The sequence below is a fragment of the Massilia sp. TSP1-1-2 genome, from assembly GCF_049896185.1.
Taxonomy (GTDB): Bacteria; Pseudomonadota; Gammaproteobacteria; order Burkholderiales; family Burkholderiaceae_D; genus Telluria_A.
In genome coordinates, this window is sequence record NZ_JAFCTU010000029.1 from 1 (window position 1) to 25,163 (window position 25,163).

Below are 25,163 nucleotides of genomic sequence, written 5' to 3' on the forward strand. Positions count from 1 at the left end.
CATGATTTCCCCTCCATATGACAAGGATACATGCATATATATAATAAGTCTTATTATTTATGACGCACTACACTAGCGCGATCAAATTCAACGATTGCAACGGCCTTTTCAGCGCGCCGTTTCAGCGACCGGCTGCAGCTGCGGCGCCTTGCGCCTGCCCATCAAGAGCCCCTCTGACGCATACAGCGCCAGCGCGCCCCAGATCAGCGCAAAGCCGACCAGCCGCGCCGCGGTAAAAGCTTCGTGGAACATGAAAATTCCCAGGCTTAGCTGGATGGTCGGCCCGATATACTGCAGCAGACCCAGCACCGACAGGGGAATCTTGCGCGCGCCCGAGGCAAACAACAGCAGCGGGATCGCCGTAATGGGCCCTGACGCCACCAGCAACCAGCGTGTGGTGTTCGACGTGGTCGTGATAAAACTGTTCTGGTCGTGCAGCGTCAGCCACACCAGGTAGGCCAGCGCGAACGGAAACAAGACCATGGTTTCAAACGACAAGCCCTCCAGCGCACCGAGCTTGGCCGTTTTGCGCATCAGTCCGTAGCCGCCGAACGACGCTGCCAGCGCCAGCGCAATCCACGGCATGTGGCCCGCCTGCCAGGTCAGCCACAGCACGCCGAGGGCAGCGATGCCGATGGCCGCCCACTGTCCCTTGCGCAGGCGCTCCTTGAGCACCAAATAGCCGAGCATGACGTTGACCAGGGGATTGATGAAGTAGCCCAGGCTGGCGTCGATCACGTGGCCATTGTTGACGGCCCAGATATACAACAGCCAGTTGCCGCTCAGCAGCACCGAGCTGACGGCAAAGCTGGCCATGACGCGCGGCGCGCGGCGCAGTTCGCCCAGCCACTTCCACTGGTGGCGCACGGTCAGGATGATGGTCAAAAACAACAGCGACCACAGCACGCGGTGGATCAGGATTTGCAGCGGCGAAACGTCGCTGATGGCGTGAAAATACAGTGGAAACAGGCCCCAGCAGAGAAACGCCAGGCCAGCAGAGATGACGCCGGTGCGCATGATAAGCATTCAATCATTCATTGGACAAACATTATGGCCTCTTTGCACGCGCTTTGCTGGCGTCTCCTGGAAATGGGACTTCCCCAATGAAAGTGGTAAAGTCCTGACATTATTTATCCCACTGGACCAACTGGTGTCGTTAACGCAACGGAATTGCGCTTGCTTTTTAGCTTGCCCTATTCTATTGTGCAACGCACCAAAACTAGCATATGGTGCGACCTTGACCTCTGAACACAAGAAAAGCAGCCTGGCGGCGATGACCTTGTCCGCCGTCGGCATCGTCTATGGCGACATCGGCACCAGCCCGCTCTACACGCTGAAAGCCATTTTCGATCCCGAACATGGCCTGGCGCTCAATACGCCCAATCTGCTGGGCGTGATTTCCCTTATTTTCTGGGCGCTGACGCTGATCGTGTCGCTCAAATACGTCACGCTGGTACTGCGGGCCGACAACCGCGGCGAGGGCGGCATCATGGCACTGATGGCGCTGGCCTTGAATTCGGTGACCAAGAACTCGAGCTGGTATCTGCCGTTGATGGTGGTCGGCGTCTTTGGGGCCACCATGTTTTACGGCGACAGCGTGATCACGCCGGCCATTTCCGTGCTCGGCGCGATCGAGGGTCTGGAAGTGGCCGCGCCGGGCATGAAATCGTACGTGGTGCCAATCACCATCGCCGTGCTGATCGCGCTCTATTCCTTGCAGCGGCGCGGCACGGCCGGCATTGGCCGCTGGTTCGGCCCGGTCATGCTGATCTGGTTCATCGCGCTGGCCGTGATGGGGGTGATGCATATCATCAAGGCGCCGCAGATCGTCGCCGCCCTCAATCCGTGGCATGCCTTGCGCTTCATGATTGAAAATAAATTCACTGCCTTTGTTGCGCTGGGCGCCGTCGTGCTGGCCATCACCGGCGCCGAAGCGCTGTATGCCGACATGGGTCACTTTGGCAAAAAACCGATCCGCGCCGCCTGGTTCATGGTCGCCTTTCCCGCGCTGGCGCTCAATTACCTGGGCCAGGGCGCCTTGCTGATCAACGACCCGGCCGCCATCAGCAACCCCTTCTTCAACCAGGTCGGCGGCTGGGCCATCTATCCGCTGGTCGTGCTTTCCACCATGGCAGCCGTGATCGCCTCGCAGGCAACCATCTCGGGCACCTTTTCGATGACCAAGCAAGCCATCGCGCTGGGCCTGTTGCCGCGCATGCGCGTGCTGCACACGTCGGAAAGCGAAATCGGCCAGATCTACATCCCGGCCGTCAACTGGCTGCAATTGTCGATCGTGCTGCTGGCCGTGCTCATTTTCCAGTCATCGGACAATCTGGCCGGCGCCTACGGCATCGCGGTCACCGCAACCATGTTCTGCACCACGGTCCTGACGTTTTTCGTTACGCGCTACCGCTGGAACCTGCCGCTGGCGCTGTGCTTTGGCGCGACCGGGTTTTTCATGATTATGGACATTGCGCTGTTCTCGTCGACTTCGCTCAAGCTGTTCCACGGCGGCTGGTTCCCGCTGCTGCTCGGCGCCATCCTGTTTACCGCGATGATGACGTGGAAGCGCGGGCGCCAGCTGGTGTTCGAGAACCTGCAAAAGCACGCCATTCCGCTTGAAGAATTCCTGCAGTCGCTGTTCGTGGCCCCGCCCACGCGCGTCTACGGCACCGCCATTTTCCTGCGCGGCGAGAGCGACGGCGTACCGCATGCCATGCTGCATAACCTTTCGCACAACAAGGTGCTCCATGAGCGCGTGGTGTTCCTGACGGTGCACATGGTCGAAGAGCCGTGGGTCGCGCCGGCCGAGCAGACCAAGGTCGTCACGCTGGGTCACAACTGCTACCAGATCAACGTCTTCTACGGTTTCAAGGACGAGCCGGACATTCCCAAGGTACTGTCGTATTGCGAGAAGGACGGCCTGGTGTTCGAGATGCTCGACACCTCGTTCTTCATCGCGCGCCAGACCGTCATCTCGACGCCGGGCGCGGGCATGGCGCCGTGGCGCGAGCACGTGTACGTGGCCATGTCGCGCAATGCCAGGGGCGCGGCCGACTACTACCAGATCCCGACCAACCGCGTCATCGAACTGGGAACCCAGGTAGAAATTTGAGACAAAGCTTATACACACTGCGCGTAGCCAGGGGAGTGGTTCATGGGTACACTGCCCAGGCGCTCGCTTTACAGCCACCCCTTCGCAGCCATCCATCCAAGGACACCCATGAAATTCAAGCTTTCCCTGATCGCCGCCATGCTCGCCGTCGCCACCCTGGCCGCGTGCGGCGGCGGTTCGGATCCGGCCCCGGCGGCCCCTACCGTATTTAGTCCTGCCACGCTCTCCACCAACGATACCCTGGTGGGCAGCGGCGCCATCGCAGTTCCCGGCAAGACGGTCAAAGTCCATTACACCGGCTACCTGTACAACACCACCGTCGCGTCCTTCAAGGGCACCCAGTTCGAAACCTCAATCGGCGGTGTCCCGTACCAGTATCTAGTCGGTAAAACGGGCGCCGGCGGCGTGATCGCCGGCTTCGACCAGGGCGTCACCGGCATGAAAGTGGGCGGCAAGCGCACCGTGATGATTCCGGCCAGCCTGGCTTACGGCGCCACCGCCAGCGCCAAGATCCCGGCCAACTCCGGCCTGGTGTTTGACCTGGAGCTGGTCGAAGTCCAGTAAGCATCGCGTCAAGCACGCAGCGCCAGCGCCGGGGCGATCCGCATCGCCGCCAGCGTGTGGCGCGTGGTGGCCGCCAGCGCCACCAGTGCGGCAAACGCCAGCGCGCCGGCCAGCGGCCACCAGGCCATTGGCGCGCGCTCGACAAACCATAGCAGCTACGCGGCGCGACCGGCAAAGATCGGCAGCCGGGTTCTGGTGCGCTTGTTCGATCGTCACAGCGAGATCGGCGACCGGCACATCCCGGCCTTGCTGCGCACCAACCCGCGCGCGCAGCGCCCCGCCCCCCGCCCCGTCCTTGCGCTGGAACAAGCTTTACAGCTTCTTCCAGTAGTTCTGGTGAACTCCGCCAAAAATGAGTGTCTGACAAAGTAGGACAACCTCCTTTTAACAGACTCATAACAAGGAATCGCCATGCATGCATGCAACTGCCACAAGACGCTCGATGAGCTACCGTCTCAGACAAGGGAATTGCTCGACCAGGCGGATCTGAGACGACCGCTACTGATCGTAAGGGAAATTGGCCGCTTCATCCATAGGGGGCATGAGGCCCTCAAGCGTGACGAACTCTCTGCGGCGCTGGGCATCGATGGCGGCTCTGCCGATCGCCTCAGCGTTCAGCGAGAAATGGACCAGGCGCGCAGGTGCGTGACTGCCCTGTCGGTGGAGATGGCAAAAAAAAGTAATGAGCGGGAGGCGGCGGCCCAGTGGCACGCGAGGAATCGGGACGCGACCGACGGCGCTCTGCGCGGGGTGCGCGACATGTTCGTCAATTCCTTACGCGAATCGGGCCTGCCTGCCCAGGACGCGCTTGAAGGGCTAGGCATCTGGGACGCCACGGTGAGCACCTTGCGTGACCGTGGCTTTGCAGCACTGCTTGGTACGATCGACACTCGTTGCCAGGAACTCGAAGCCGCCTTGCAGGAGGGAGAAGACTGGGGCCGAAAGCCTCATTCGCCGATTGAAACATGGCAGTGGATCGTTATCGCAATCATTCTCGTCATTGCCGTTGCCCTTGTTATCGTGTGCCTGATCTGGTTCGGATGTTCCTGGTTCTATTACATTTTTGTGGGCGCGTGCTTTGCCACCGGCGCCTTCGGCGGCTGGGCAGGGCTTTGCGCCGGTTTTGTCTTTTAGCCAAAATGTTTCGTAAGCTATGACGACGGTGACGACTCATTGACGCCGGACCTTTTCGGCAGCGATCGCGACGGTTGGCGACCAAGCGGCCAGGTCCCGGCAGATCGAACGTGACGTGAAAAACGAGTTCATCCGATAGGTTATGCACGCAGCGCCAGCGCCGGGGCGATCCGCATCGCCGCCAGCGTGTGGCGCGTGGTGGCCGCCAGCGCCATCAGTGCGGCAAACGCCAGCGCGCCGGCCAGCGGCCACCAGCCCATTGGCGCGCGCTCGACAAAGCCTGCCAGGTAGCGCTGCATGACCACCGCGGCCAGCGGCAAACCGAGCAGCGCCCCAGCGCCGATCAGCGCCGCATATTGCTTGCCCAGCAAGCGCGCAATGGCGCTGCGGCTGGCGCCATGCAGCTTGCGCAGCACGATCTCGCGTGCGCGTCGCTGCACGCTGTAAGCTGCCAGCACGTAGATCCCGAACGCGGCGATCAGCAGCGCCACCACGCTGGCCGCGCCCAGCAGCTTGGCCAGGCGCACGTCGTCGGCGTAGCCTTCCTCGAAATAGCTGGCCGCGCGCCGCAGCGCGAACAATTCGTTTGGAAACTGGCGCCGCCACAGCGGCTCAATGAGCGCCGCCAGCGCCGCGCTGCTCAAGCGCGAGCGGATCGTCAGCGCCTGTTCGGCGTCCGGCAGCGACATCGGATAAATCATCGGCTCGGCCGCGTCGCGCAGCGTCTGGTCGCGCACTTCAGGCACCACGCCGATGATGCGCATCTTGCCCCCGTCCAGGCCCTGGCCAAGCGCCTCCTGCGCCGATGCAAAGCCCAGTGCGCGCACCGCAGCGAGGCTGATGACGACGTTCCCGGTGCCGGGTTCGGACGGCTGGTCGATGGCCGGATCGAACACCCGGCCGTGCAGCGGCTTCACGCCGAACACCTTGAAAAAGCCGGTGCTGACCGGCTGGAAGCGCATCGGCACTTCGCGCCCTGCGCCCACCTTGATGGCGCCGGCCCACTTCATGACGCCGGTCGCGCCGATCGGCGAGGACGTTGCGGCCACGCCCTCCACGCCGCTCAGGCGCGCCAGCGCTTCGCGCATTGCCAGGCGCTGAGGGGCGGTGGCGTCGTCGGGAAGGCGCGCCACGTGCAGCGGCAGCGGATCGAAACCGGGATCCATGGCGGCGGCGAACGAGGCTTGCCACGCGATCGCCACGGCACTGCTGCTTAAGGCGATGGCGGCGCCAAACTGCAGCACGCTGAGCGACCGGCGCAGCCACAGGCCGCGCCGGTTTTCGGCGTTGCCGCGCCCGGCCAGCGCATCGACCGGGCGCAGGCGCAGGGCAATGCAGGCGGGATAGGCGCCGCTGGCCAGGCCAATGCCCAGGGCCAGCGCCAGCGCCCCCGCGCAGGCGCCCAGGCCCAGGGCGCCGCCGAGGTCGCGGTCGACCAGTGCCGAAAACAGCGGCAGCAGCAGCCACGCCAGCAGCAGACCGAGGGCGCCGGAGAGCAGCGCCACCACCACCGATTCGGCCAAAAACAAGCCGGTCAGGCGCCAGGCGCCGGCGCCGAGCATTTTGCGCATGCCGATCTCGCGGTCGCGCCGCAGCGTGCGCACCGTGGCCAGGTTGATGTAGTTGGCGCTTGCCAGCGCCAGGATCAGGAGCGCCACCGCGCCCAGCGCCAGCACGATACGGCGCTCGCCATGCGGTCCGTCCAGCCTGCCTTGCGCCATGCCGGCGTCGAAGTAGCTCTCGCGCACCGGGCGCAGGCGCACCTCGGCCACATGGCCCATGCGTTTCAGTTCATCTTGCCCGACCATGCTGGCCCAGGCAGAGCGGTCGAATTCGCCCTGTAGAAAGCCTTGCAGGTCGGCGGCGCTGCTGCCCGCTCTCAGGCGCACATAGATTTTGCCGCCGGTGCCGGTCCAGGCGTGGAGCATGGCGTCGCGCTTTTTTTGTGGCCACAAGGCGCTGGCGGTGCCGGCCAGCGTGCGGTAGGGCAGGGTGGTGTTGGAGGGGGGATCGGGCAACAGCGCCAGCACGCGATAGGGCAGGCCGTTGATGCGGATGACCTTGCCCACCACGCCAGCCGCGCTGCCAAGGACGGCCTGCGCTTGCGCGACGGTGAGGGCGACGGCGTCCGGCCGCGCCAGCGCCGCGGCCAGGTCGCCCTCGAGCGCGGCCACGCCGAACATGGCGGGAAAGGACGCGTCGACCAGGATCGCTTCGCCGCGCTGCCTGCGCGCGCCTTTGGCCGAGTTGTCGAACAATGCGTCGAACACCACGTCGAGCGGCACGGCGACGCTGACCTGGCTGGTCATGCCGCTGCGCAGCGCGCTGGCGGCCGCCGGCAACGGCATCGGCTCGCGCCACACGGGCGTGGGGAACAGATTGATACGGTGCTGCATGATGTGCACCTGGGCGGCGTCGGGCACCGCGCTGTCGTAGGAGTAGCAGTAACGCACGTAGGCAAGCAGCAGGAAGCAGACCGCAAAGCCGACCGCCAGGCCCGCGCTCACAACGGCCGAGTAGACCGGTTCGGCCAGCAGCAATCGCCAGCCAATTTTAAAATCATGCAGCGTCACGGCGCGCCTTTTTACGCCGCGCGCAGCGCGTCGACTATGATGCGCCCGTCGAGCAGGTGCAGCGTGCGCGAGGCTTGCGCCGCGTGCGATGGCGAGTGGGTCACCATCACCACGGTGGTGCCTTCGGCGTTGATGGTGCGCAGCAATCGCATGACTTCGTCGCCGTGCGCGGTGTCCAGGTTGCCGGTCGGTTCATCGGCCAGCAGCATGGCGGGACCGGCCACCAGCGCGCGCGCGATCGCCACGCGCTGCTGCTGGCCGCCCGACAGCTGCGACGGGCGGTGCTCGGCGCGGTGCGCGATGCCGAGTTTTTCCAGCATGGCGCGCACGCGGTCGCGCCGTTCGGCGGCCGGGGTGCCGGTGTATTCGAGCGCCAGTTCAACGTTCTCGAACACGGTCAGTTCCTCGATCAGGTTAAAGCTCTGGAAAATGAAGCCCACGCGGCCGCGCCGCAGCAGGTTCAGTTTCGCTTCGCTCCAGCCGGCCACGTTCTGGCCTTCGAACCAATATTCGCCGCTGTTGGGTACATCCAGCAAGCCTAACAGGCTGAGCAGGGTCGATTTTCCGCAGCCGGAAGGCCCGGTAATGGCGACATATTCGCCGGCATCGATCTCGAGGTCGATGCAGTCGAGCGCCGTGGTCTGCACTTCGCCTGCCACGTGGATTTTGGAAACGCCTACAAGTTTGAGCATGCTGATGGTCCTTTGGTTTATTTGGTAAGTTGCAGGCGTTCAGCCTTGCCGTAGGCGGCGTAGCTTGACACGATGACCTGGTCGCCGGGCGCGAGACCCGACAAAATTTCAATCTGGCTGTTGCTGCGCCGGCCCAGGCGCACGTTGCGGCGCTGCGCGTCCTGCCCATTGGCGGCCAGCACAAACACCCAGGCGCCGCCGGTGTCGTTGACAAAGGCACCGTTGGGCAGCAGCAGCGCCCCGGCCGGTTCCCCCAGCGTGATCTGCGCGTCCAGGCTCTGGCCGGGACTGAGCACGCCCGGCTGGCCCTTGGCAAACACCATCTCCACCGTGAAGCGGCCTTCCTTGATCTGCGGGTAGATGGTGCTGACCGTGACCGGCCAGGTGGCGTCGCCCTGCCTGACCGTGCCCTGGCGTCCGACGGCGACCCGGTTCAGGTAAAACTCGTCCACCTGCGCGGCCAGCTTGAAGCGATTCGGGTCGTCAATGCGGCCGATGTGCTGGTCGGTCTGGACGGTCTGGCCGACCTGCAGGCGAAAGCCGGTGAGCATGCCGGCTCCGGGTGCGCGCACGGCCAGCGCTTCGACGGTGGCGCCCACCAGCGCCAGCCCGGAACTAAGTTCCCGGGTGGCTTTTTCAAGCTGCGCCAGCGCGTCGCGCTTGACCTTGACTTCGGCGCTGCTGGCCTCGCGCTCAAGCGCCACCGCATGGCGTTGCTGGGCCACGCGGTCGTGCGACTCTTCCAGCGCAACGCTGGAAATGAAGCCATCGGCGGCAAGCTTGAGATTGCGCGCGTGCTGCTTGTCGCCCTGCGCCAGCGCGAATTCAAGCTCGGACAGGCGGCGCCGGTGTTCGCTCTGGCTCGCTTCCTGGGCCAGGCGCAGGTTCGACAGGTTGGAAATCTGCTGCGCGTGTTCGGCCTGGCGCGCCAGCAACTCCAGGTTGCGCTGCGGGTTCGACAGGCGAAACAGCAGTTCGCCCTTGGCGACCATGGCGCCGTCGCGGGCCACGACTTCCTCGACCCGGCCCGATTCGACCGAGTCGAGGATCACGGAATTAAGCGGCTCGGCGGTCGCGCGCACCACGATATCGTCGCGGAACACACCTTTTTCGACGGCGGCGATACGCGCATCCTGGCCGGCCACTTGCAGGCCGCGCGGCAGCAGGCTCCACAAGATGGCGCCGGCGATGGCCACGGAAACGATGGCGCTGCCGATGACGGCGTAGCGCTTGCCGCGCCGGCGCGGGATGTTCCGGTCCATGGCGGCGCCGCTGTTGGCGTGTTGTGGGGGTAGTCTGTCCATGCCGCTGGCAATGCAAGGGCCGTGCCATGGCAAAATTCAAGGGCTTGGGTGCGTTTTCAGGCACAACTGTCCGCTTGTGAACAGGTGCACTTGTTCACAAGCGGACAGTCCCATCTTGCCGGTCGCGGCGCCGGCCGCTGCTGCTAGAATACCGGCGCAATCCCGCTTCTCTAACCCATGCCTGCGATGGCCGACGCCGCCTACATCCTGATCCTCGACGACGACGCCGACGTTGCCTGCGCCGCGCAGATGCTGCTGCGCCGGCGGCACGGCACCGTCGCCACGCTGGACGGCCCGGCCGGCCTGCCGGCGCTGCTGGCGGCGCGCATGCCCGACGTGGTGCTGCTCGACCTGAACTTCACGCCGGGGCGGATTGACGGCGCCGAGGGCCTGGCCACGCTCGACCTGCTGCGCGCGCAGGCCAATGCGCCGGCGGTCATTGCGTTGACGGCCTATGCCGACATTCCACTGGCAGTTATTGCGCTTCAGCGCGGCGCCAGCGATTTCATTACCAAACCGTGGGACAACGCGCGCCTGGTGGCCGCCGTCGACAGCGCGCTGGCAAGGCGCAGCGCGGCGCGCCCGTCCGGCGCCACTGCGCCCTTGATGGGCGAATCGGCCGCCATGCGCGCTGTCAAGGCGATGGTGGCGAGCGTGGGGCCGACCGAAGCGAACGTCATGATCCTGGGCGAAAACGGCGTCGGCAAGGAGCTCGTCGCGCACGCCATCCACCAGGCGTCGCGCCGGGCCGGCGCCACCTTCATGGCAGTGGACATGGGCGCACTGCCCGAATCGACCTTCGAGAGCGAGTTGTTCGGCCACCGCAAGGGCGCCTTCACCGACGCCCGGGCCGACCGCGCCGGGCGCTTCCAGGCCGCGCGCGGCGGTTCGCTGTTCCTCGACGAGATCGGCAACATGCCGCTGGCCGGCCAGGCCAAGCTGCTCACGGCGCTGGAGCGGCGCGCGGTCACGCCGGTCGGGGCCGACCGCGCCGAAGCGGTCGACGTGCGCGTGATCAGCGCCACCAACCTTGACGAAGCACGCCTGTTCGACCCGGCCGTGTTCCGTCCCGACTTGCTGTTTCGCTTGAATACCATTGTGATCCGGGTGCCGCCGCTGCGCGAACGGCGCGACGACATTCCCGCGCTGCTGCGCCACTACCTGGCCGCCTACGAAGGCCAGTATGAGCGCGCCGCGCGCGTGTTGGAAGCGGGCGTGCTCGAACAGCTGTGCGCCTACGCGTGGCCGGGCAATGTGCGCGCACTGCGCCACGCCTGCGAGCGCGCGGTGATTCTTGGCGCCGGCGCCGGCTACGTGTTTGCCGATTTTGGCCTGGCCGCGGCGCCGCCCGTCGCTGCGCCCGGCTGCGGGCGCCGGCCGGCAAGCGCGGACGACTTCAAGCTCGGCGCGCTGGAACGCGACACGATTGCCGCAGCGCTCGCGCAAAGCTGCGGCAACATCAGCCAGGCCGCGCGCATGCTGGGCGTAAGCCGCGCGGCGCTGTACCGCAAGCTGGGCAAGCATGGCATCTGAGCGGGGCTTCAGGGCGCCCTCGCTGCTGCTGCTGGTGCTGCTGGTGCTGCTGGCGATGGCCGGCACGCTGGCGCTGGCCGCCGGCGCCGGCGCGCTGCGCGACTCGCCACGGCTGGCGGTGCTGTGCATGCTGGCCGCCGTGGCGCTGGCGCTGGTGGCCTGGCGCGCGGTGGCCGCGCTGGGCGCGCGCGGCGCTCGCCCCGCGGCCGGCAAATCGCCGGCGCTGGCGCTCGAGCAGCAAACCCTGCTCGACAATGCACTCGCGCTCGAAGCGCGCCTGGAGCATGCCCCGATTGCCCTGTTCCGGATTGACCTGGCGCCGGGCGCGACGGCGCTCGTCTGCGCGCTCAACGCCAATGCGCGCCGGCTGGTTGCGCCCGGGCGCGCCACCGACCCGGACGACTTGTACCGCCAGCTGATCGCGCAACCGGTTGACCGGCGCAGCATGATCGGCTTTGACACCGAGCGCGGCGTCGAGCGCGCGCTGGTGGCCGTGTCGGCGCTGTCGGTGCGCGGCAGCGCCCAGCGCCTGGTCGCGCTGATGCCGGTCGAGAGCGAGCTGGAAGCCGAGGCGCTGAACGCGTGGCGCCAGCTGGTGCATGTGCTGACCCATGAAATCATGAATTCGCTCACGCCCGTGGCCTCGCTCTCGCGCACCGCCTACGATTTGCTGGACGACTTGCGCGAGCACTTGCCGGCCGACGTCAACACCGACCTGGCGGTGGCGCTGGACGCGATCAGCCGGCGCGCCGGCAGCCTGGTCGAGTTCGTGGGCAGTTACCGCAGCCTGTCGAACGTGCCGCCGGCGCGCGCCGAGCTGCTGGCCTTGAGCGAACTGTTCGAACGGGTGGCGATCCTGGTGGCTCCCGCCTGGCGCGCGCGCGGCGGCAGCGCCAGCTTCTCGGTCGAGCCGGCGTCGTTGGTGCTGATGGTGGACGCCGGCCAGCTCGAACAGGCGCTCATCAACCTGCTTGGCAATGCCTTTGAGGCCACGGCCCAGGTAGCGGGGGCGCACGTGAACGTGAGCGCCCGCCTGGGCCGCGGCGCGCGCTTGCGCATCGACGTGGTGGACAACGGTCCGGGCGTGCCGGACGCGCTGATCGCGCATATTTTCACGCCCTTTTTTACGACCAAAAAGCAGGGCGGCGGCATCGGCCTGGCGATGGTGCGGCAGTTGATTCATTGTAATGGCGGTACCGTGCGGTACGCCAAATCCATCGGCCCCGGCGCGCGCTTTGTGATCACATTTTGACAACGTTGCCGTCGGCTGATCTTGCGCAGAAGCCGGCGCGGTGAATGGCACATCCTTTATGCTCCACGGGACAAAGGACCAGACCATGCTTTCGAAAAACACTATGCTGGCGCTGTTGCTGGCGCCCATGCTCGCCGCCGCGCTGCCCGCCGCCGCCGCGCCGCGCTATACCGTGACCGCTCTGCCCGAGGGCACCACCCCGCTAGGCATGAACAACCGTGGCCAGGTGGTCGGCGCGCTTGGCAGCGACGGCTTCCTGTGGTCCGGCGGCACCCTAGTCACACTGGGCAATATGGGCGGGACTTTTGGCCGGGCCACGGCCATCAATGACAGCGGCGTCGTGACCGGCTATGGCGACCGGGCCAATGGCGATGTGCAGGCGTTTCGCTACAGCGGCGGCGTGACAACGGCGCTCGACATCTTCGGCGCGCGCGGCAGTTACGCGATGGGGATCAGCAGCAATGGGCAGGTCGTGGGGCAGTATTTCGCGCAGGAGAGCGGCGCGTTTTCGACCATCGGCGGCGTGACGACCGATATTGGCGACCTGGGCGGCGGCTTCGCGGGCGCCAACGCGGTCAACAGTGCCGGCCACGTGGTCGGTTTTTCGGCCTTGGACGACGCGCCCTTTCACGCGCACGCGTTTTTGTACGCGGACGGCGTGATGCAAGACCTGGGCGCCTTTCCGGACGCCAGCCTGAGCGAAGCGACGGCCATCAATGAATTCGATCAGGTCGCCGGGCAGGGCTGGGTGCAGGGACGGTTCCACGCTTTTTTGTACCAGGGCGGCATGCTGCATGACCTGGGCACGCTGGGCGGGGGTGAAAGTTTTGCCTACGATATCAATGCCAGCGGGCAGATTGTCGGCTATTCGCAACTGGCCGGCGACGTCGATACCGCCGCATACCTGTGGGATGGCGTGTCCATGCTGGACTTGAACGCGCTGATCGATCCGGCCGGTGGCTGGACGCTGTTGCAGGCGAACGGCATCAACGACAGCGGTCAGATTGCGGCCTATGGCTGCCGCGGCGACGTTTGCGGCGCCGTGCTGCTCGATGCGGCGGCGGTGCCCGAACCCGAAACCTTCGTGTTGTTGCTGATCGGACTAGGGATGCTGGGTTGGCGCCGGGTCCGTTAAACGCCAGCCACTGGCGTTGCTCAAAACGTCCACAATGGTGGTGGCGGGAAGGCGAGCGGAATTGCATAAATTCTAATATTTGAGCATAATATCAAAACTCTAAAAATGCACATCTGAAGGCTATTTCTCATATGAATAACGATACTGCTCTCTACGCGCAACTAACCGACATCTTGCGCGACGTATTCGATGACGACACCATAGTCGCCTCGCCTGAACTGACTGCCGCGCAGGTGGAGGGGTGGGACAGTATGGGCAATGTCCGCTTTTTCCTCGCCATCGAGCAAGAATTCAAGCTGCGGTTTAACGCCAGCGAGATCGGTGGCGTCAAAAACCTGGGCGAACTTGCCGCCTTGATCTTGAAAAAAAACGCCCCCCGCTAGGCTGCATCCTGCCCACGGAACCCACGCGTCCTTGTGTGGCGCTAGCCAAGAGTTTCCCACGACATGAATCTGATCGACCTTCCCTGGCTGGCTGCGCCATCCACCTCTTTTCGCAGCGATGTCCAGGCGCTGCGCGCTGCATCGGGGGCCGATGCCAACGCCGATGCCAACGCTCTGCGGCGCCTGGCCACCGCGCGCCTGAACCTGACGCAATTAAACAGCCTGGCGCGCGCCATTCCTCAGCCTGAAGATGCGCCAACTTTGCCCTGGATAAAGCTGGCAATCCTGTCGAATGGCACGGTCGACCTGTTGCCGCCGGCGCTGCGCGCCACCGCCCCACGCCACGACCTGTGGCTCGACGTGCAAACCGGCCACTTCGGCAGCTACGTGCAGGACGCAGTCGACCCGGCCTCGGTCATCAATGCGCGCGGCAACGACTTCGTGCTGCTCGCGCTGGACCACCGGGCGCTCGGCGTGCTGCCTTGCCCAGGCGCGCCGGAACAGGCCCAGGCCATTGTTCAGGCCGCGTTCGATACGATCGCCGGACTGGTCGAAGGCTTGCGCAGCGCCGCCGGCGCCACCGTCATCGTGCAGACGCTGCCGGCATTGCCCGAGACGCTGTTCGGCAGTTTTGAGATGCGCGTGCCCGGCACCGCCGCGTGGCTCATCGAGCGCATCAACACCATGCTGCGCGAAACGCCGATGGCCGGCACCTTGCTGTTCGACGTCGCCCATCTGGCCAACGCCGTGGGACTGTCGCACTGGCATGACTGCGCCTTGTGGTACACCGGAAAGTTCGCCTTTTCCCACGACGTGCTGCCCCTGTATGCCGATCACTTGTGCCGCCTGCTGATGGCGGCCCGCGGCAAGGCCAGGAAATGCCTGGTGCTCGACTTGGACAACACTTTGTGGGGCGGCGTCATCGGCGACGATGGCATGGCCAATATCGTGCTCGGCCAGGGCAACCCGGTGGGCGAAGCTTACCTGGCCGTTCAGGCTGCCGCGCTGGCCCTGCGCGCGCGCGGCATCGTGCTGGCGGTGTCGTCCAAGAACGATGAGGCGGTCGCGCGCCGCGTATTCAAGGAACACCCGGACATGCTGTTGCGCGAAGAGCATATCGCCGTCTTCCAGGCCAACTGGCAAGACAAGGCAAGCAACCTGCGCGCCATCGCCGAGGCCTTGAATATTGGCTTGGACGCGCTGGTTTTCCTGGATGACAATCCGGCCGAGCGCCAGCAGGTCAGGCTGGCCCTGCCGATGGTCGCGGTACCGGAAGTGCCTGAACAGCCCGAGGCCTTTGCCAGCATTTTGATGGCGGCCGGTTACTTTGAAACCGTCCAGTTCACCGCCGAGGACAGCGAACGCGCCAAACAGTACGAGGCGAACGCCGTGCGCCGCGCCGTACTGGGCGACGCCAGCAATCTGGAAGACTACCTGGGCTCGCTGGAAATGGTGGCCGAGATTTCTGCCTTTGACGACGTGGGCCGCGCCCGCATCGCGCAACTGATCAACAAGACCAACCAGTTTAACCTGACCACGGTGCGCCACAGCGAGGCCGATGTGGCCCTGATCCAGGACGATCCTGCCCGCCTTGGCCTGCAAGTGCGGCTGCGCGACCGGTTCGGCGACAACGGCATGATCGGCATCGTGATCTGCAGCTGCCAGGGCAATGACTGGAACATCGACACCTGGCTGATGAGCTGCCGGGTGCTCAATCGGCGCGTCGAACACGCCGTGCTCGACACGCTGGCCGGTCTTGCGCAGGCGCGCGGGGGGCAGCGCTTGATCGGCATCTACGCGAGAACCGAACGCAACCAGATGGTCAGCGAGCACTATCAGCGCCTCGGCTTCACGCTGGCCGACAGCAACGAGACGGGTTCGCGCTGGGCGCTTGAACTTGCCGCCTACCAGCCACTCCAGCCGCCCATCGAGATCCGCCTCGGTCCCACCTTGCTGGCGCACTGACGGGCGCGGCCCGCACTTTCATGCTCTTTAACTCGTATCTTTTCATTTTCGCGTTCTTGCCGGTGGCCGTCCTCGGTTACATGGCGGTCAACCTGCTGTCCTCGCGAAAACTCAGCCTCATGTGGCTGGTGCTGGTGTCCATTGTTTTTTATGGCATCTGGAATCCGGTCAGCCTGCTGATCATTGCGCCCTCGATCGTGCTCAACTACGTGGTGGCGCGGTGGATGCAGCACGCCATGCGCCGCAATACCGAAGCGGGCGACCGGCTGGCCAATGCGCTGGTGATTGCCGGACTGGTGTTCAATCTCTGCTTTCTCGGCTATTTCAAATACAAGAATTTCTTTTTCGATTCCTTGAATGAACTGGTCGGCACGCAATTGGTGCTGGCAGCCGTGATTTTGCCGCTCGGAATTTCTTTCATTACGTTTCAAAAAATTGCCTTCCTGGTCGACACGCGCGCCGGCGTGATTGAAAAGTTCGACCTGTTCGACTTTCTGGTCTTCGTATTTTTCTTTCCGCAACTAATTGCCGGTCCCATCGTGCACTACCGCGAAATGATGCCGCAGTTCGAGAATATCAAGTCGCGCATCGACCCGCATGACGTCGCCGTCGGCGCGGGCCTGTTTGCCATGGGCCTGTTCAAAAAGGTGGTGCTGGCGGACGGGGTGGCGGCCTATGCAACGCCCACGTTCGACGCCGCGCTGCGCGGCGAGCCCATCAGCTTTCTGGCTGCGTGGATGGGCGTGATGGCCTATACGTTTCAGATTTATTTCGACTTTTCCGGTTATTCGGACATGGCGATCGGCCTGGCGCGCCTGTTTGGCATCCGCCTGCCCTTCAATTTCAATTCGCCGCTCAAGTCGTCGAGCATCATCGAATTTTGGAGCCGCTGGCACGTGACGCTGACGCGTTTTCTTACGGCCTACGTCTACACCCCGGTCGTGATGCAGTTGACGCGCAGCCGGATGCGCTCCGGCAAACCGGTGTTGGGACGCAAGAAACCGACGGTGAGTGCCTTCGTCGCGCTGATCGCCGGGCCCACCGTCCTGACCATGTTCCTGTCCGGCTTCTGGCACGGCGCCGGCGCCACCTTCCTGGTGTGGGGCTTGCTGCACGGCGCGTATTTGGTCAGCAACCATGCATGGCGCCAGTGGCGGCCAAAATGGAATGGCGCCGCCTACGACCGGATCATGAAGCCGCTCGGCTGGTTTCTCACGTTCGTGTCGGTGCTGGCGGCAATGGCGTTCTTTCGGGCCAAGACGGTTGCCGCTGCAATGGGCCTGATCGGCGGCATGGCCGGCTTGCATGGCATTTCCATCCCCCAGTCCATCCTGAACCGGGCCGGTTCCGTGGGACACATGCTCAGCACTGTTGGCATCGCGGGCGATCCAAGCTCAGGCAATACCTTCATGTATGCCTGCCTGTGGCTGGTCACCCTGTTTGCCATCGTGATGTTCCTGCCCAATTCGCTGGAAGTGTGGCGTCAGCATGAGAGCGCCTTGTATTTTGGCCCGGCGCCCGAAAAAGCTGTCCCTGTGCCTGGGCCTGTGGCCCGCGCCTTGGACTTCAAGGTGCAATGGAACAAACGTTGGGCCTTCACCAGCGCCATGCTGCTGGTCTTTGGCGTTCTCGGTCTCAATCGCGTGAGCGAGTTTTTATATTGGCAGTTCTGAACATGCGCCCTAGCCGTTTTAGCATCTTGATCCTTGTCTTTGCAATGGGCATTGCGGCGCTGGTCGCCGGCTTTAACATGGCGGTCGATCCCTACCTGTTTTTCGGCATGCCGCGCAAACCAGGCTTTAACCAGGTCAAGCCTGCGGTCGACACGCACGAACGGCTGATGAAAGCCTACGATGCACCGCGCAAGCTGGCGCGCACCGTGATCTTGGGCAGCTCGCGCACCGACATTGGCCTGGCGCCGCAACACGCGGTGTGGTCAAGCCAGTATCGGCCCGTGTACAACCTCAGTCTGGCGGGCAGCGGCTTGCGCAGCGGCCTGCTGTACCTGCGCCACCTGGTTGCGGCGCGGCCGGTGGCTGAGGCGCCCCGTACCGTGGTGGTGGGCCTGGACTTTGAAGCGTTTCTGTACAAGCCGCCCGCCCCCGGTGTGGCGCACCCGGTCGCGGTGCGCGGCGAGGTGGAGCAGCGCCTCCTGGTCCAGGACGATGGCAGCGCCAACCCCGAACGGGCCGTGCGTCGCCTCAAGGACTTTGGCGCCGCGGCCCTCTCGCTTGACGCGATCGCCGACAGCGTCGCCACCATCGCCGCCAATCGCCTGGCGGGCGGCACCGACATGGCGCCGGACGGCCATTTTTCAGAGGCCGGCTTCCGGGACACTACCGCCGCCGACGGCGTCGCCGCGCTGTTTGCGCAAAAAAACGCCGCGACTACGACGCAATTTTCAACCCCGCACCAAGTGCTCAGCGACGTGGCCGGGGGGCCGATTCGTGAGCTGCAAACCGTGCGCGACTTGCTCGCATTCGCCAAACAGCACCACATCACGGTGATGCTGGCAATCCAGCCGGCGCACGCCTCGCGCCTGAACCTGCTCACGCAAATGGGTTATTGGCCTGACTATGAACGGTGGAAACGCGGTCTGACGCTGCTGGTGGACGCTGAACGCAGCGCCGGCACAGAGGTGACGTTATGGGATTTTGGCGGCTACGAGCAATACGCGCGCGAACGGATTCCCGCTGACGGCGACCGCAAAACGCGCCTGGCCTGGTTTTGGGATCCGGTGCATTACACGAGCGCGCTCGGGGACCTGATGACCGGGCGCATGTTGGCCACGCCCGGCCTGCCCGACTTTGGCGTGGTGCTCACGCCGGCCAACCTGGAGCAGCGCCTGCTTCAGGTGCGCGAAAACCAGAAGCTTGCGGCGCCTGCGGGCACATGACGCGCACTGAAAAAACAGACACTAGCGCAGCATGTCGACGTGGATGATGCCATCCTCGTCATACGGCTCTGAAAACGTCACGAAGCCATACTGCGCATAAAACTTTTCAAGGTAGCGCTGGGCGCCGATCCGGATCCGGTGCCCGGGATGCTGGCGCTCGGCGAGGGCTAAGCCTTGCGCGAGCAGCTCGCGCCCGATCCCCGTGCCGCGCGCCAGCGGCGCCGTCAGCACCCGTCCCAGCGACATTTCGACATACTTGGCGCCCGGCGCGAGCACGCGCAGGTAGGCCGCCAGAACGCGCTTGCCGTCGATGACGCGCCAGCCGAGCAGGTGATGGGCGTCCTGGTCCAGGCCGTCCAGGTCCGGATACAGGCAAGCTTGCTCCAGGATGAACACGTCCTGCCGCGTTTGCAGCACCTCGTACAAGGCTGCCGCCGGCAAGTCGGCAAAGGTACTCCACTGCCATTCGGTCATGCTGCTTTCCTTCATACCGCAGTCTCGAAACCTTCGAGCACATTGACGACATTGATGCCGATTTCCGCGACCGCGTAACCGCCTTCGAGCACAAAAGCCGTTGGCAGGCCAAGGTACGCGATGCGTTCGCCAATGCGCAAGAAATCCGCGCTTTGCAGTGCGAATTTTGACAGCGGATCGCCGGCGAAGGTATCGACCCCCAGCGAGACCACCAGCGCGTCCGGCGCAAAGCTCCCCAGCTTGATGCAGGCCGTCTCGAGCGCCGCGAACCACTGCGCCGTGCTGGCGCCATGCGGCAGCGGCAGGTTCATGTTGTAGCCAAGGCCGGCGCCAGCGCCGGTTTCGTCGGCGTGGCCAAGGTAAAACGGATACTCGCTGCGCGGGTCGGCGTGGATCGAGATGAACAGCACGTCGTCGCGCTGATAAAAGATGGACTGGGTGCCGTTGCCGTGATGGTAGTCGATGTCGAGGATGGCGACCTTTTTTGCGCCGTCGTCAAGCAAGTGCTGCGCCGCCAGCGCGGCGTTGTTCAGAAAGCAGTAGCCGCCGAAAAAATCGGCCCCGGCGTGGTGCCCGGGCGGGCGCGTGAGCGCAAAGGTGCTGCGCTGCCCGAGGTTGAGCGCATGCGCGGCATTGATGGCGCAGTCGGCGCCGGTCTTGGCGGCGATCCAGGTGCCGGCGGTGAGCGGCGTGCCCGAATCCATCGAGTACAGTCCCATGCGTGCGGCAAAATTGTCAGGCTCGATATCGTGCCGGTGGCCGCGGATCGGCCATACCGACGGGAACACATCGCGCTGTGCATTGGCCAGCTCGAGCGCGCACCATTGGCTCCACGCGCTGCGCAAAAAATGCAGGTAGCGCGGCGTGTGGATGCGTTCGAGCGAGGCCAGCGAAGCGCCGTGCGGCGTGACGACCTGGCCTAGGCCGCGGCGCTCGAATTCGGCCAGCACCATGTCGGCCCGTTCCGGCTTTTCGAAGCACGGCACCTGTTCGCCGCGAAACATCTCGTACTGGCCGCGGTGCTGGCCGTGGTGTTCGTTGTAAAAGGTGAGCACGGCCGTCCTTTAGTAATGTGTAGCGCGCATCACTCGCAGCACAGCGTGCTGGTGTTGTAGGCGCCCACGAAGTCGTCAAAGCTGCCGCCGGGGGCTTTTTCGATGGCGGCCTGTTCCGCCAGCGAAGCGGCGGCCATCTCGTCGAACATCGCTACCTCGGCGCTCATGAGCGGGCTTTCGCGAAAGTAGGCGGCATGCAGTTCGCTCTGGCGCAAACCGAAGGCGGCGGAGGAACCGAGTTCGCGCACTTCAGCGAGCACGCGCGCCGACGGCGTGAGCGCCGGATTGGCGATCTTGGCCGCCTGCGCCGCCATCGACGCGGCGTGCACGCCATCTTCGTTGTGCTGCTCGTCGAGCAGGGCGGCCACCGGCGCGATGCGCGCGAGCAGCTCGCCCGCCCACGCCTGCAGCGTGATTTCTTCGCCGCTCCTGGTCAGCGTCAGGCCCGGACGGCGCCCTTCCTTGACGGTGCGCGAGAAATTGCGCGCGTGGATGCGGCTTTCGTCGGCGTCGATCGCGGGGCTGTCGTCGAGCGCGCAAAACAGCAGGAAGGCATCCATGAAGCGCCCGGTTTCGACACTGATGCCGATCGGCTCGAACGGGTCGACGTCGAGGCAGCGCACTTCGATGTACTGCACGCCGCGCCGGCACAGCGCCTGCACCGGCCGCTCGCCGGTACGGATCACGCGCTTGGGGCGGATGGTCGAATAGTATTCGTTCTCGATCTGCAGCACGTTGGTCGAGAGCTGTATCCATTCGCCGTCGCGCTTGGTGCCGAGCGCCTCGTAGGCCGGGTAGGGCCGGTTGACCGCGTCCATCAGCGTGCTCACATAACTGTCGAGCGAATTCTCGTGGGGCGTCAAGCCCGACTGCGCATCGTTCTGGTAACCCAGGTCACTCATGCGCAAGCTGGTGGCGTACGGCAGGTACAAGGTGTCGGCGGAGAGCGTTTCAAGCTTGTGTTCGCGCCCGCGCAAAAAGCCGGTGGACAGCGCGGGCGAGGCGCCGAATAGGTACATCAGCAGCCAGCTGTAGCGGCGAAAATTGCGGATGGTGGCGATGTAGTTTTCGGACTGGAAGTCGCGCAGCGGGCGGCGCCGTTCTTCGGAAACGCCTTCGTCGGCGGCGAACAGCTGCCACATTTTCTCGGGCAGCGAATAGTTGTAGTGGATGCCGGCGATGCACTGCATCGCTTTGCCGTAGCGTAGCGCCAGGCCGCGCCGGTACACGTGCTTGAGCATGCCGATGTTGGAGCTGCCGTACCAGGCAATGTCGATCTCTTCTTCGGACGGCAGCTCGCAGGGCATCGACTCGCTCCACAGCATTTCGTCTTTCATGCGCGCGTAGGCGAAGCGGTGGATCGCATCGAGCTTGTGCAGCGTGAGGCCGATATCGTTTTCGGCCGGGGTGATGAATTCGAGCAGGGCTTCGGCGTAGTCGGTGGTGATTTGCGGATGCGTCAGCGCCGAGCCGAGCGGCGCCGGATGGGGCGTGCGCGCCAGGGCGCCGTGGCGGTCCACGCGCAGCGTTTCGCGTTCGATGCCGCGCAGGCCTTGGCCGAGCAGGGCGCGGTGTGCGTCATCGTCGAGCAAGGCCAGGCGGCGGGTCAGTTGGTTCGACACGGTGAATCCTTTCTAGTACTGCCAAATAGGTGTGCTGCAATACAGTGTGTTGCAATAAGGGTGTAGCAAAAAATGTGCTGCAATCAGTGTGCTGCAACAGGTGTGCTGCGAGATTAACCGAAAAACGGCAACTGCGCCGGGGAGAGATGTTTTCTAGTTGATCGCCACTGCCGGTTTTTTGAGCAGGGCGGCCGCCAGCCACTGGTCGACCTGCTGTTCAAGAATCGGCAAGGGCAGCGGACCATTATCCAGCACGGCGCCGTGAAAGCGGCGCACGTCGAAACGCTCGCCCAAGGCCGCCTTGGCCTTGTCGCGCAAGGCGCGGATCTTGAGCTGCCCGACCTTGTAGCCGAGCGCCTGGCCCGGCCAGGCGATGTAGCGGTCCACCTCGAGCTCATTGTCGCTGGCCGCGTTGGCCGTGTGCGCGGCCATGTAGTCGAGCGCCTGCTGGCGCGTCCAGCCCTGCGCATGGATGCCGGTGTCGACCACCATGCGCACGGCGCGAAACAGTTCGGCGTTCAGGTGGCCGAAAGCGGAGAAGGGATCCTTGAAAAAACCCAGTTCGGGGCCGAGCGTTTCGGCGTACATGGCCCAGCCTTCGCCAAAGGCGGCGTTCCAGCCAAGGCGGCGGAAGGCGGGCAGATCGCCCAGCTCGCGCGCGCGCGCCACCTGCATGTGGTGGCCGGGCAGCGCCTCGTGCAGGGTCAGCGTTTCCATCTCCCACAGCGGGTGCGTGTCGAGGCGCGACGTGTTCACGACAAAGGCGGCCGGGCGGTCGGCGGTGCCGGCCTCGTACCACGCCGCGCCCATGTCTGCCGCGCCAAAGGCGCTGGCCGGTTTGACCAGCAGTTCCTGCGCCGGGACGCTGGAAAACAGCCGTGGCAGCGCATCGCCGGCGCGCACCATCAGGCGCCGGTAGCGCGTGAGCAGCACGTCGGGGGAGCTGGCGAACAGGCGAGCGTCCGTGCTGGCAAAGGCGGCAAATTCGGCGAAGGAACCTTTGAAGCCGGTGCGCCTGATTGCAGGCGGCATCAGGGCCTCGATGCGTGCCACTTCAGCCAGGCCGAGCTTGTGGATCTCGAGCGGCGTCAGTTCGCCCCCCGTGTACTGCGCGGCCAGGAAGGCATAATAATCTTGCCCGCCGGGCGAGGCGCTGGCGGCAATCGTGTCGCGCGCGGCCGGCAGGTACTCGGTGCGCATGAATTCTTCGAGTTCGCGCAAGGCCGGCATGACCTTGGTGCGCAGCGTGGCCGGGCCGCTGGCGGCGAGCGCGTCGCGCACTGGTTTGTCGATGGTGGCCGGGATCTGGCGAAACGGTTGGCCAAGCGCGCCGCTGACGGCCGTTTCGCGCAGCAGCTTGAGCGTGGCGGGCACGTTGCGCACGGCCGCCTTGGGCGCGACCCAGCCGGTGCGCATGCCTTCGCGCAGCTGCTCGGTGAGGCCGGCGATATGGGCGGGCAGGGCGTCGAGTCGGCCCAGGTAGTTGCGGTAGTCGGTTTCGGTGGCGAACGGCATCTGCGCGACCGTTTGCGCGAAATTGACGTGGATGCCCTGCTGGTTGCTCAGTGGCTCGGTCATGAAGGGCGCAAACGAGGCCGCGCGCAGCAACTGCTCTTTTTCGTAGATGAACAGCGTGAGCGAGAGGGCGGTTTGGGGGGCCAGCTTGTCGCGCTCGAACAGGCGGGCTTGCTCGAGCATCTTGCGCTGCCAGGCGATGGCGGCGCGGCTGGCCGCCAGCGTGGTGTCGGTCAGGAAGGCGTTGTAGCGGTAGTCGCCCACGGTGGTGGCGTATTCGGGCTGGTTTTGCATGCGCCACTGCCAGTCGGCATCGAACAGCGACTTGGCCTGCTGGTCGGCCTCGTTGCCCGCCAGTGCCAGCAGGGGCACGAGCAACACGACAGGTAGGGCGAACAGTAGGCGCATGTGCAGGCTCCGGGGCTGGGTAGCCATTTTAGCAAAAGCGGCGCGCGCGGGCCGCCCGCTTCGCTCAAGGAGCGCGGCCGCCGCTGGCGCGTTCGATGCCGGCCAGATCGCGCCAGCTTTGCACGTCGCTGTAGCCATGCTCCTGCAACAAGTGGCGCACTTGCGCAGCCTGGTCGTAGCCATGTTCCATCAGCAACCAGCCTTGCGGCGCCAGGTGGGCGGCGGCGCCGGCGGCGATGATGCGCAGCGCCGACAGGCCGTCGGCGCGGTCGGTGAGCGCGCCCAGCGGCTCGAAGCGCAGGTCGCCGTTGGACAGGTGGACGTCGCCGCTGGCGATGTAGGGTGGATTGGAGGCGATCAGGTCGAACGTTTCGCCTTGCACGCCGGCGAACCAGTCGCTTTGCAGCAGGCGCACGGCGGCGCCGTGGACCGCAGCGTTGGCGCGGGCGACGTCAAGCGCCGCTGCGCTGACGTCGAGCGCGGTGACGATGGCGTCGCGCCGCGTGTGCGCGATGGCGACCGCGATGGCGCCGCTGCCGGTGCCCATGTCGAGCGCGCGCCCCTGTGGCGGCAGGCGTTCGAGGACTAGTTCGACCAGCAGTTCGGTGTCCGGACGCGGGATCAGGACCGCGTTCGTGACCTGGAAATCGAGGCCGAAAAATTCACGCTTGCCCACGATGTAAGCGATCGGCTCGCCGTGCAGGCGCCGTTCGACCAGCGTTGACAGGGTGGCCGCTTCGACGTCGCTCAGGGTGCGTTCGGACTGGGTGATCAAGCCCACGCGGGTGATGCCAAGCGCGTGGCACAGCAGGATGCGGTTTTCCAGCGCGCCGAGCGGCAGCGCCGTTTGCAAAGAGCCGATGGTGACGCCGGCGGCGATCATGCGCGCCGGCGCACCAGGGTAAACAGCAGGCCCGCGACCAGCAGGGCGAAGGCCACCGCCGACCATTGTGGGAGCGACAAGCCGACGATCAGGTCGCCGGCTGCTTCGCACAGGCCGTCGGCCTGGAACAGCCAGGGCATGGCGGTGGCGGTCGGGATCTTGTTGAGGAAGGTGGTGGTGGGGTCGATGCCGCATGAGAAGCCGGGATTGGCCAGCACGTAGAGGTGCTTGGCGACGGTGTAGGCGCCGCCAATGGCGCTGGCCAGCGACAGGACGAGCCAGGGTTTGTCGTTCCTGGTGAAGGCGGCGGTTAGCGCGAAGACGCCCGTGAAGAGGAAGGCGTAGCGCTGGATCACGCACAGGGGGCAGGGCAGCATCAGCTTCACGTGCTGGAAGTAGAGCGCGCCGCCGATCAGGGCGAAGCAGGCAAGGGCCATGGTGAGCAGGAGTTGGCGGTTATTTGGCATGGTTTCGCGTCCGGGTTCAGATTTGGTATTGTATTCGTACGGGCTTGATGCGGGCTTATTGCTGGCTTAAGTGGCTGCGCTTGGCGGAATGCGCTTCGCTTTTCCGCCCTACGGTATGGGCACGGTTGGCGGAATGCGCCGCCGATGCCACGAACCGTAGGGCGGAAAAGCGAAGCGCATTCCGCCGTGCGTC

Annotated in this window: 20 protein-coding genes; 10 read left to right on the top strand and 10 right to left on the bottom strand. The window is 65.0% G+C overall.

Going from position 1 to position 25,163, the window contains the following annotated elements; all coding sequences use genetic code 11:
* Nucleotides 1-108: 108 nt before the first annotated feature.
* On the bottom strand, nt 109-1,017 hold the full coding sequence (gene rarD, locus ACP7BV_RS20875) for an EamA family transporter RarD (protein WP_426106607.1): 909 nt from the start codon (nt 1,015-1,017) through the stop codon (nt 109-111).
* Nucleotides 1,018-1,237: 220 nt separating this feature from the next.
* Between rarD and ACP7BV_RS20880 the strand changes: the two genes are divergently transcribed.
* From ACP7BV_RS20880 to ACP7BV_RS20890, 3 genes are all read left to right on the top strand, one after another.
* Nucleotides 1,238-3,115, top strand: coding sequence for a potassium transporter Kup (locus ACP7BV_RS20880; protein ID WP_426106524.1), 1,878 nt, complete (start codon nt 1,238-1,240; stop codon nt 3,113-3,115).
* Between the two features lie 108 nt (nt 3,116-3,223).
* Nucleotides 3,224-3,679, top strand: coding sequence for an FKBP-type peptidyl-prolyl cis-trans isomerase (locus ACP7BV_RS20885; protein ID WP_426106525.1), 456 nt, complete (start codon nt 3,224-3,226; stop codon nt 3,677-3,679).
* 411 nt (nt 3,680-4,090) lie between these two features.
* Nucleotides 4,091-4,813 (top strand): hypothetical protein, encoded by a 723-nt coding sequence (locus tag ACP7BV_RS20890; protein ID WP_426106527.1) that lies wholly within the window; start codon nt 4,091-4,093, stop codon nt 4,811-4,813.
* A 140-nt stretch (nt 4,814-4,953) separates the two neighbouring features.
* Here the strand turns inward: ACP7BV_RS20890 and ACP7BV_RS20895 are convergent, their stop codons facing one another.
* From ACP7BV_RS20895 to ACP7BV_RS20905, 3 genes are read right to left on the bottom strand one after another with little or no spacing between them, the layout of a single operon-like run.
* Nucleotides 4,954-7,386: an ABC transporter permease gene (locus ACP7BV_RS20895; protein WP_426106528.1), complete on the bottom strand. Its 2,433-nt coding sequence runs from the start codon at nt 7,384-7,386 to the stop codon at nt 4,954-4,956.
* 11 nt (nt 7,387-7,397) lie between these two features.
* Nucleotides 7,398-8,078, bottom strand: coding sequence for an ABC transporter ATP-binding protein (locus ACP7BV_RS20900; protein WP_426106529.1), 681 nt, complete (start codon nt 8,076-8,078; stop codon nt 7,398-7,400).
* A 17-nt stretch (nt 8,079-8,095) separates the two neighbouring features.
* Nucleotides 8,096-9,382 carry an efflux RND transporter periplasmic adaptor subunit gene (locus tag ACP7BV_RS20905; protein WP_426106531.1) on the bottom strand — a complete coding sequence of 429 codons (1,287 nt, stop codon included), beginning with the start codon at nt 9,380-9,382 and terminating at the stop codon, nt 8,096-8,098.
* 177 nt (nt 9,383-9,559) lie between these two features.
* Between ACP7BV_RS20905 and ACP7BV_RS20910 the strand changes: the two genes are divergently transcribed.
* From ACP7BV_RS20910 to ACP7BV_RS20940, 7 genes are all read left to right on the top strand, one after another.
* A complete protein-coding gene (locus ACP7BV_RS20910) occupies nt 9,560-10,915 on the top strand; it encodes a sigma-54-dependent transcriptional regulator (protein WP_426106532.1) in 1,356 nt (451 codons plus the stop codon).
* On the top strand, nt 10,905-12,167 hold the full coding sequence (locus ACP7BV_RS20915; RefSeq protein WP_426106533.1) for a sensor histidine kinase: 1,263 nt from the start codon (nt 10,905-10,907) through the stop codon (nt 12,165-12,167). Before ACP7BV_RS20910 ends, ACP7BV_RS20915 begins: the two co-directional genes overlap by 11 nt.
* A gap of 85 nt (nt 12,168-12,252) precedes the next feature.
* The gene (locus ACP7BV_RS20920) at nt 12,253-13,302 is read left to right on the top strand and encodes a PEP-CTERM sorting domain-containing protein (protein ID WP_426106534.1); all 1,050 of its coding nucleotides are present in this window, start codon (nt 12,253-12,255) and stop codon (nt 13,300-13,302) included.
* A gap of 131 nt (nt 13,303-13,433) precedes the next feature.
* Nucleotides 13,434-13,685, top strand: a complete 252-nt coding sequence (locus tag ACP7BV_RS20925; RefSeq protein WP_426106536.1) for an acyl carrier protein — start codon at nt 13,434-13,436, stop codon at nt 13,683-13,685.
* Nucleotides 13,686-13,748: 63 nt separating this feature from the next.
* The gene (locus ACP7BV_RS20930; RefSeq protein WP_426106537.1) at nt 13,749-15,650 is read left to right on the top strand and encodes an HAD-IIIC family phosphatase; all 1,902 of its coding nucleotides are present in this window, start codon (nt 13,749-13,751) and stop codon (nt 15,648-15,650) included.
* A 20-nt stretch (nt 15,651-15,670) separates the two neighbouring features.
* On the top strand, nt 15,671-17,323 hold the full coding sequence (locus ACP7BV_RS20935) for an MBOAT family O-acyltransferase (protein WP_426106538.1): 1,653 nt from the start codon (nt 15,671-15,673) through the stop codon (nt 17,321-17,323).
* Between the two features lie 2 nt (nt 17,324-17,325).
* Entirely contained in the window at nt 17,326-18,546 is a 1,221-nt protein-coding gene (locus tag ACP7BV_RS20940; RefSeq protein ID WP_426106539.1) for a hypothetical protein, read from the top strand.
* 21 nt (nt 18,547-18,567) lie between these two features.
* Here ACP7BV_RS20940 and ACP7BV_RS20945 read toward each other — a convergent pair whose 3' ends face one another.
* The 6 genes from ACP7BV_RS20945 to ACP7BV_RS20970 form a co-directional block, all read right to left on the bottom strand.
* Nucleotides 18,568-19,020, bottom strand: coding sequence for a GNAT family N-acetyltransferase (locus ACP7BV_RS20945; protein WP_426106540.1), 453 nt, complete (start codon nt 19,018-19,020; stop codon nt 18,568-18,570).
* 11 nt (nt 19,021-19,031) lie between these two features.
* Nucleotides 19,032-20,075: a histone deacetylase family protein gene (locus ACP7BV_RS20950; protein ID WP_426106541.1), complete on the bottom strand. Its 1,044-nt coding sequence runs from the start codon at nt 20,073-20,075 to the stop codon at nt 19,032-19,034.
* Between the two features lie 29 nt (nt 20,076-20,104).
* Complete coding sequence (gene gshA, locus ACP7BV_RS20955; RefSeq protein WP_426106543.1) at nt 20,105-21,697, bottom strand: glutamate--cysteine ligase; 1,593 nt, start codon at nt 21,695-21,697, stop codon at nt 20,105-20,107.
* Between the two features lie 153 nt (nt 21,698-21,850).
* The gene (locus ACP7BV_RS20960) at nt 21,851-23,620 is read right to left on the bottom strand and encodes a DUF885 domain-containing protein (protein ID WP_426106544.1); all 1,770 of its coding nucleotides are present in this window, start codon (nt 23,618-23,620) and stop codon (nt 21,851-21,853) included.
* 64 nt (nt 23,621-23,684) lie between these two features.
* Nucleotides 23,685-24,503: a peptide chain release factor N(5)-glutamine methyltransferase gene (gene prmC, locus ACP7BV_RS20965; protein WP_426106546.1), complete on the bottom strand. Its 819-nt coding sequence runs from the start codon at nt 24,501-24,503 to the stop codon at nt 23,685-23,687.
* On the bottom strand, nt 24,500-24,970 hold the full coding sequence (locus tag ACP7BV_RS20970) for a disulfide bond formation protein B (protein WP_426106547.1): 471 nt from the start codon (nt 24,968-24,970) through the stop codon (nt 24,500-24,502). Before ACP7BV_RS20970 ends, prmC begins: the two co-directional genes overlap by 4 nt.
* Nucleotides 24,971-25,163: the final 193 nt, after the last annotated feature.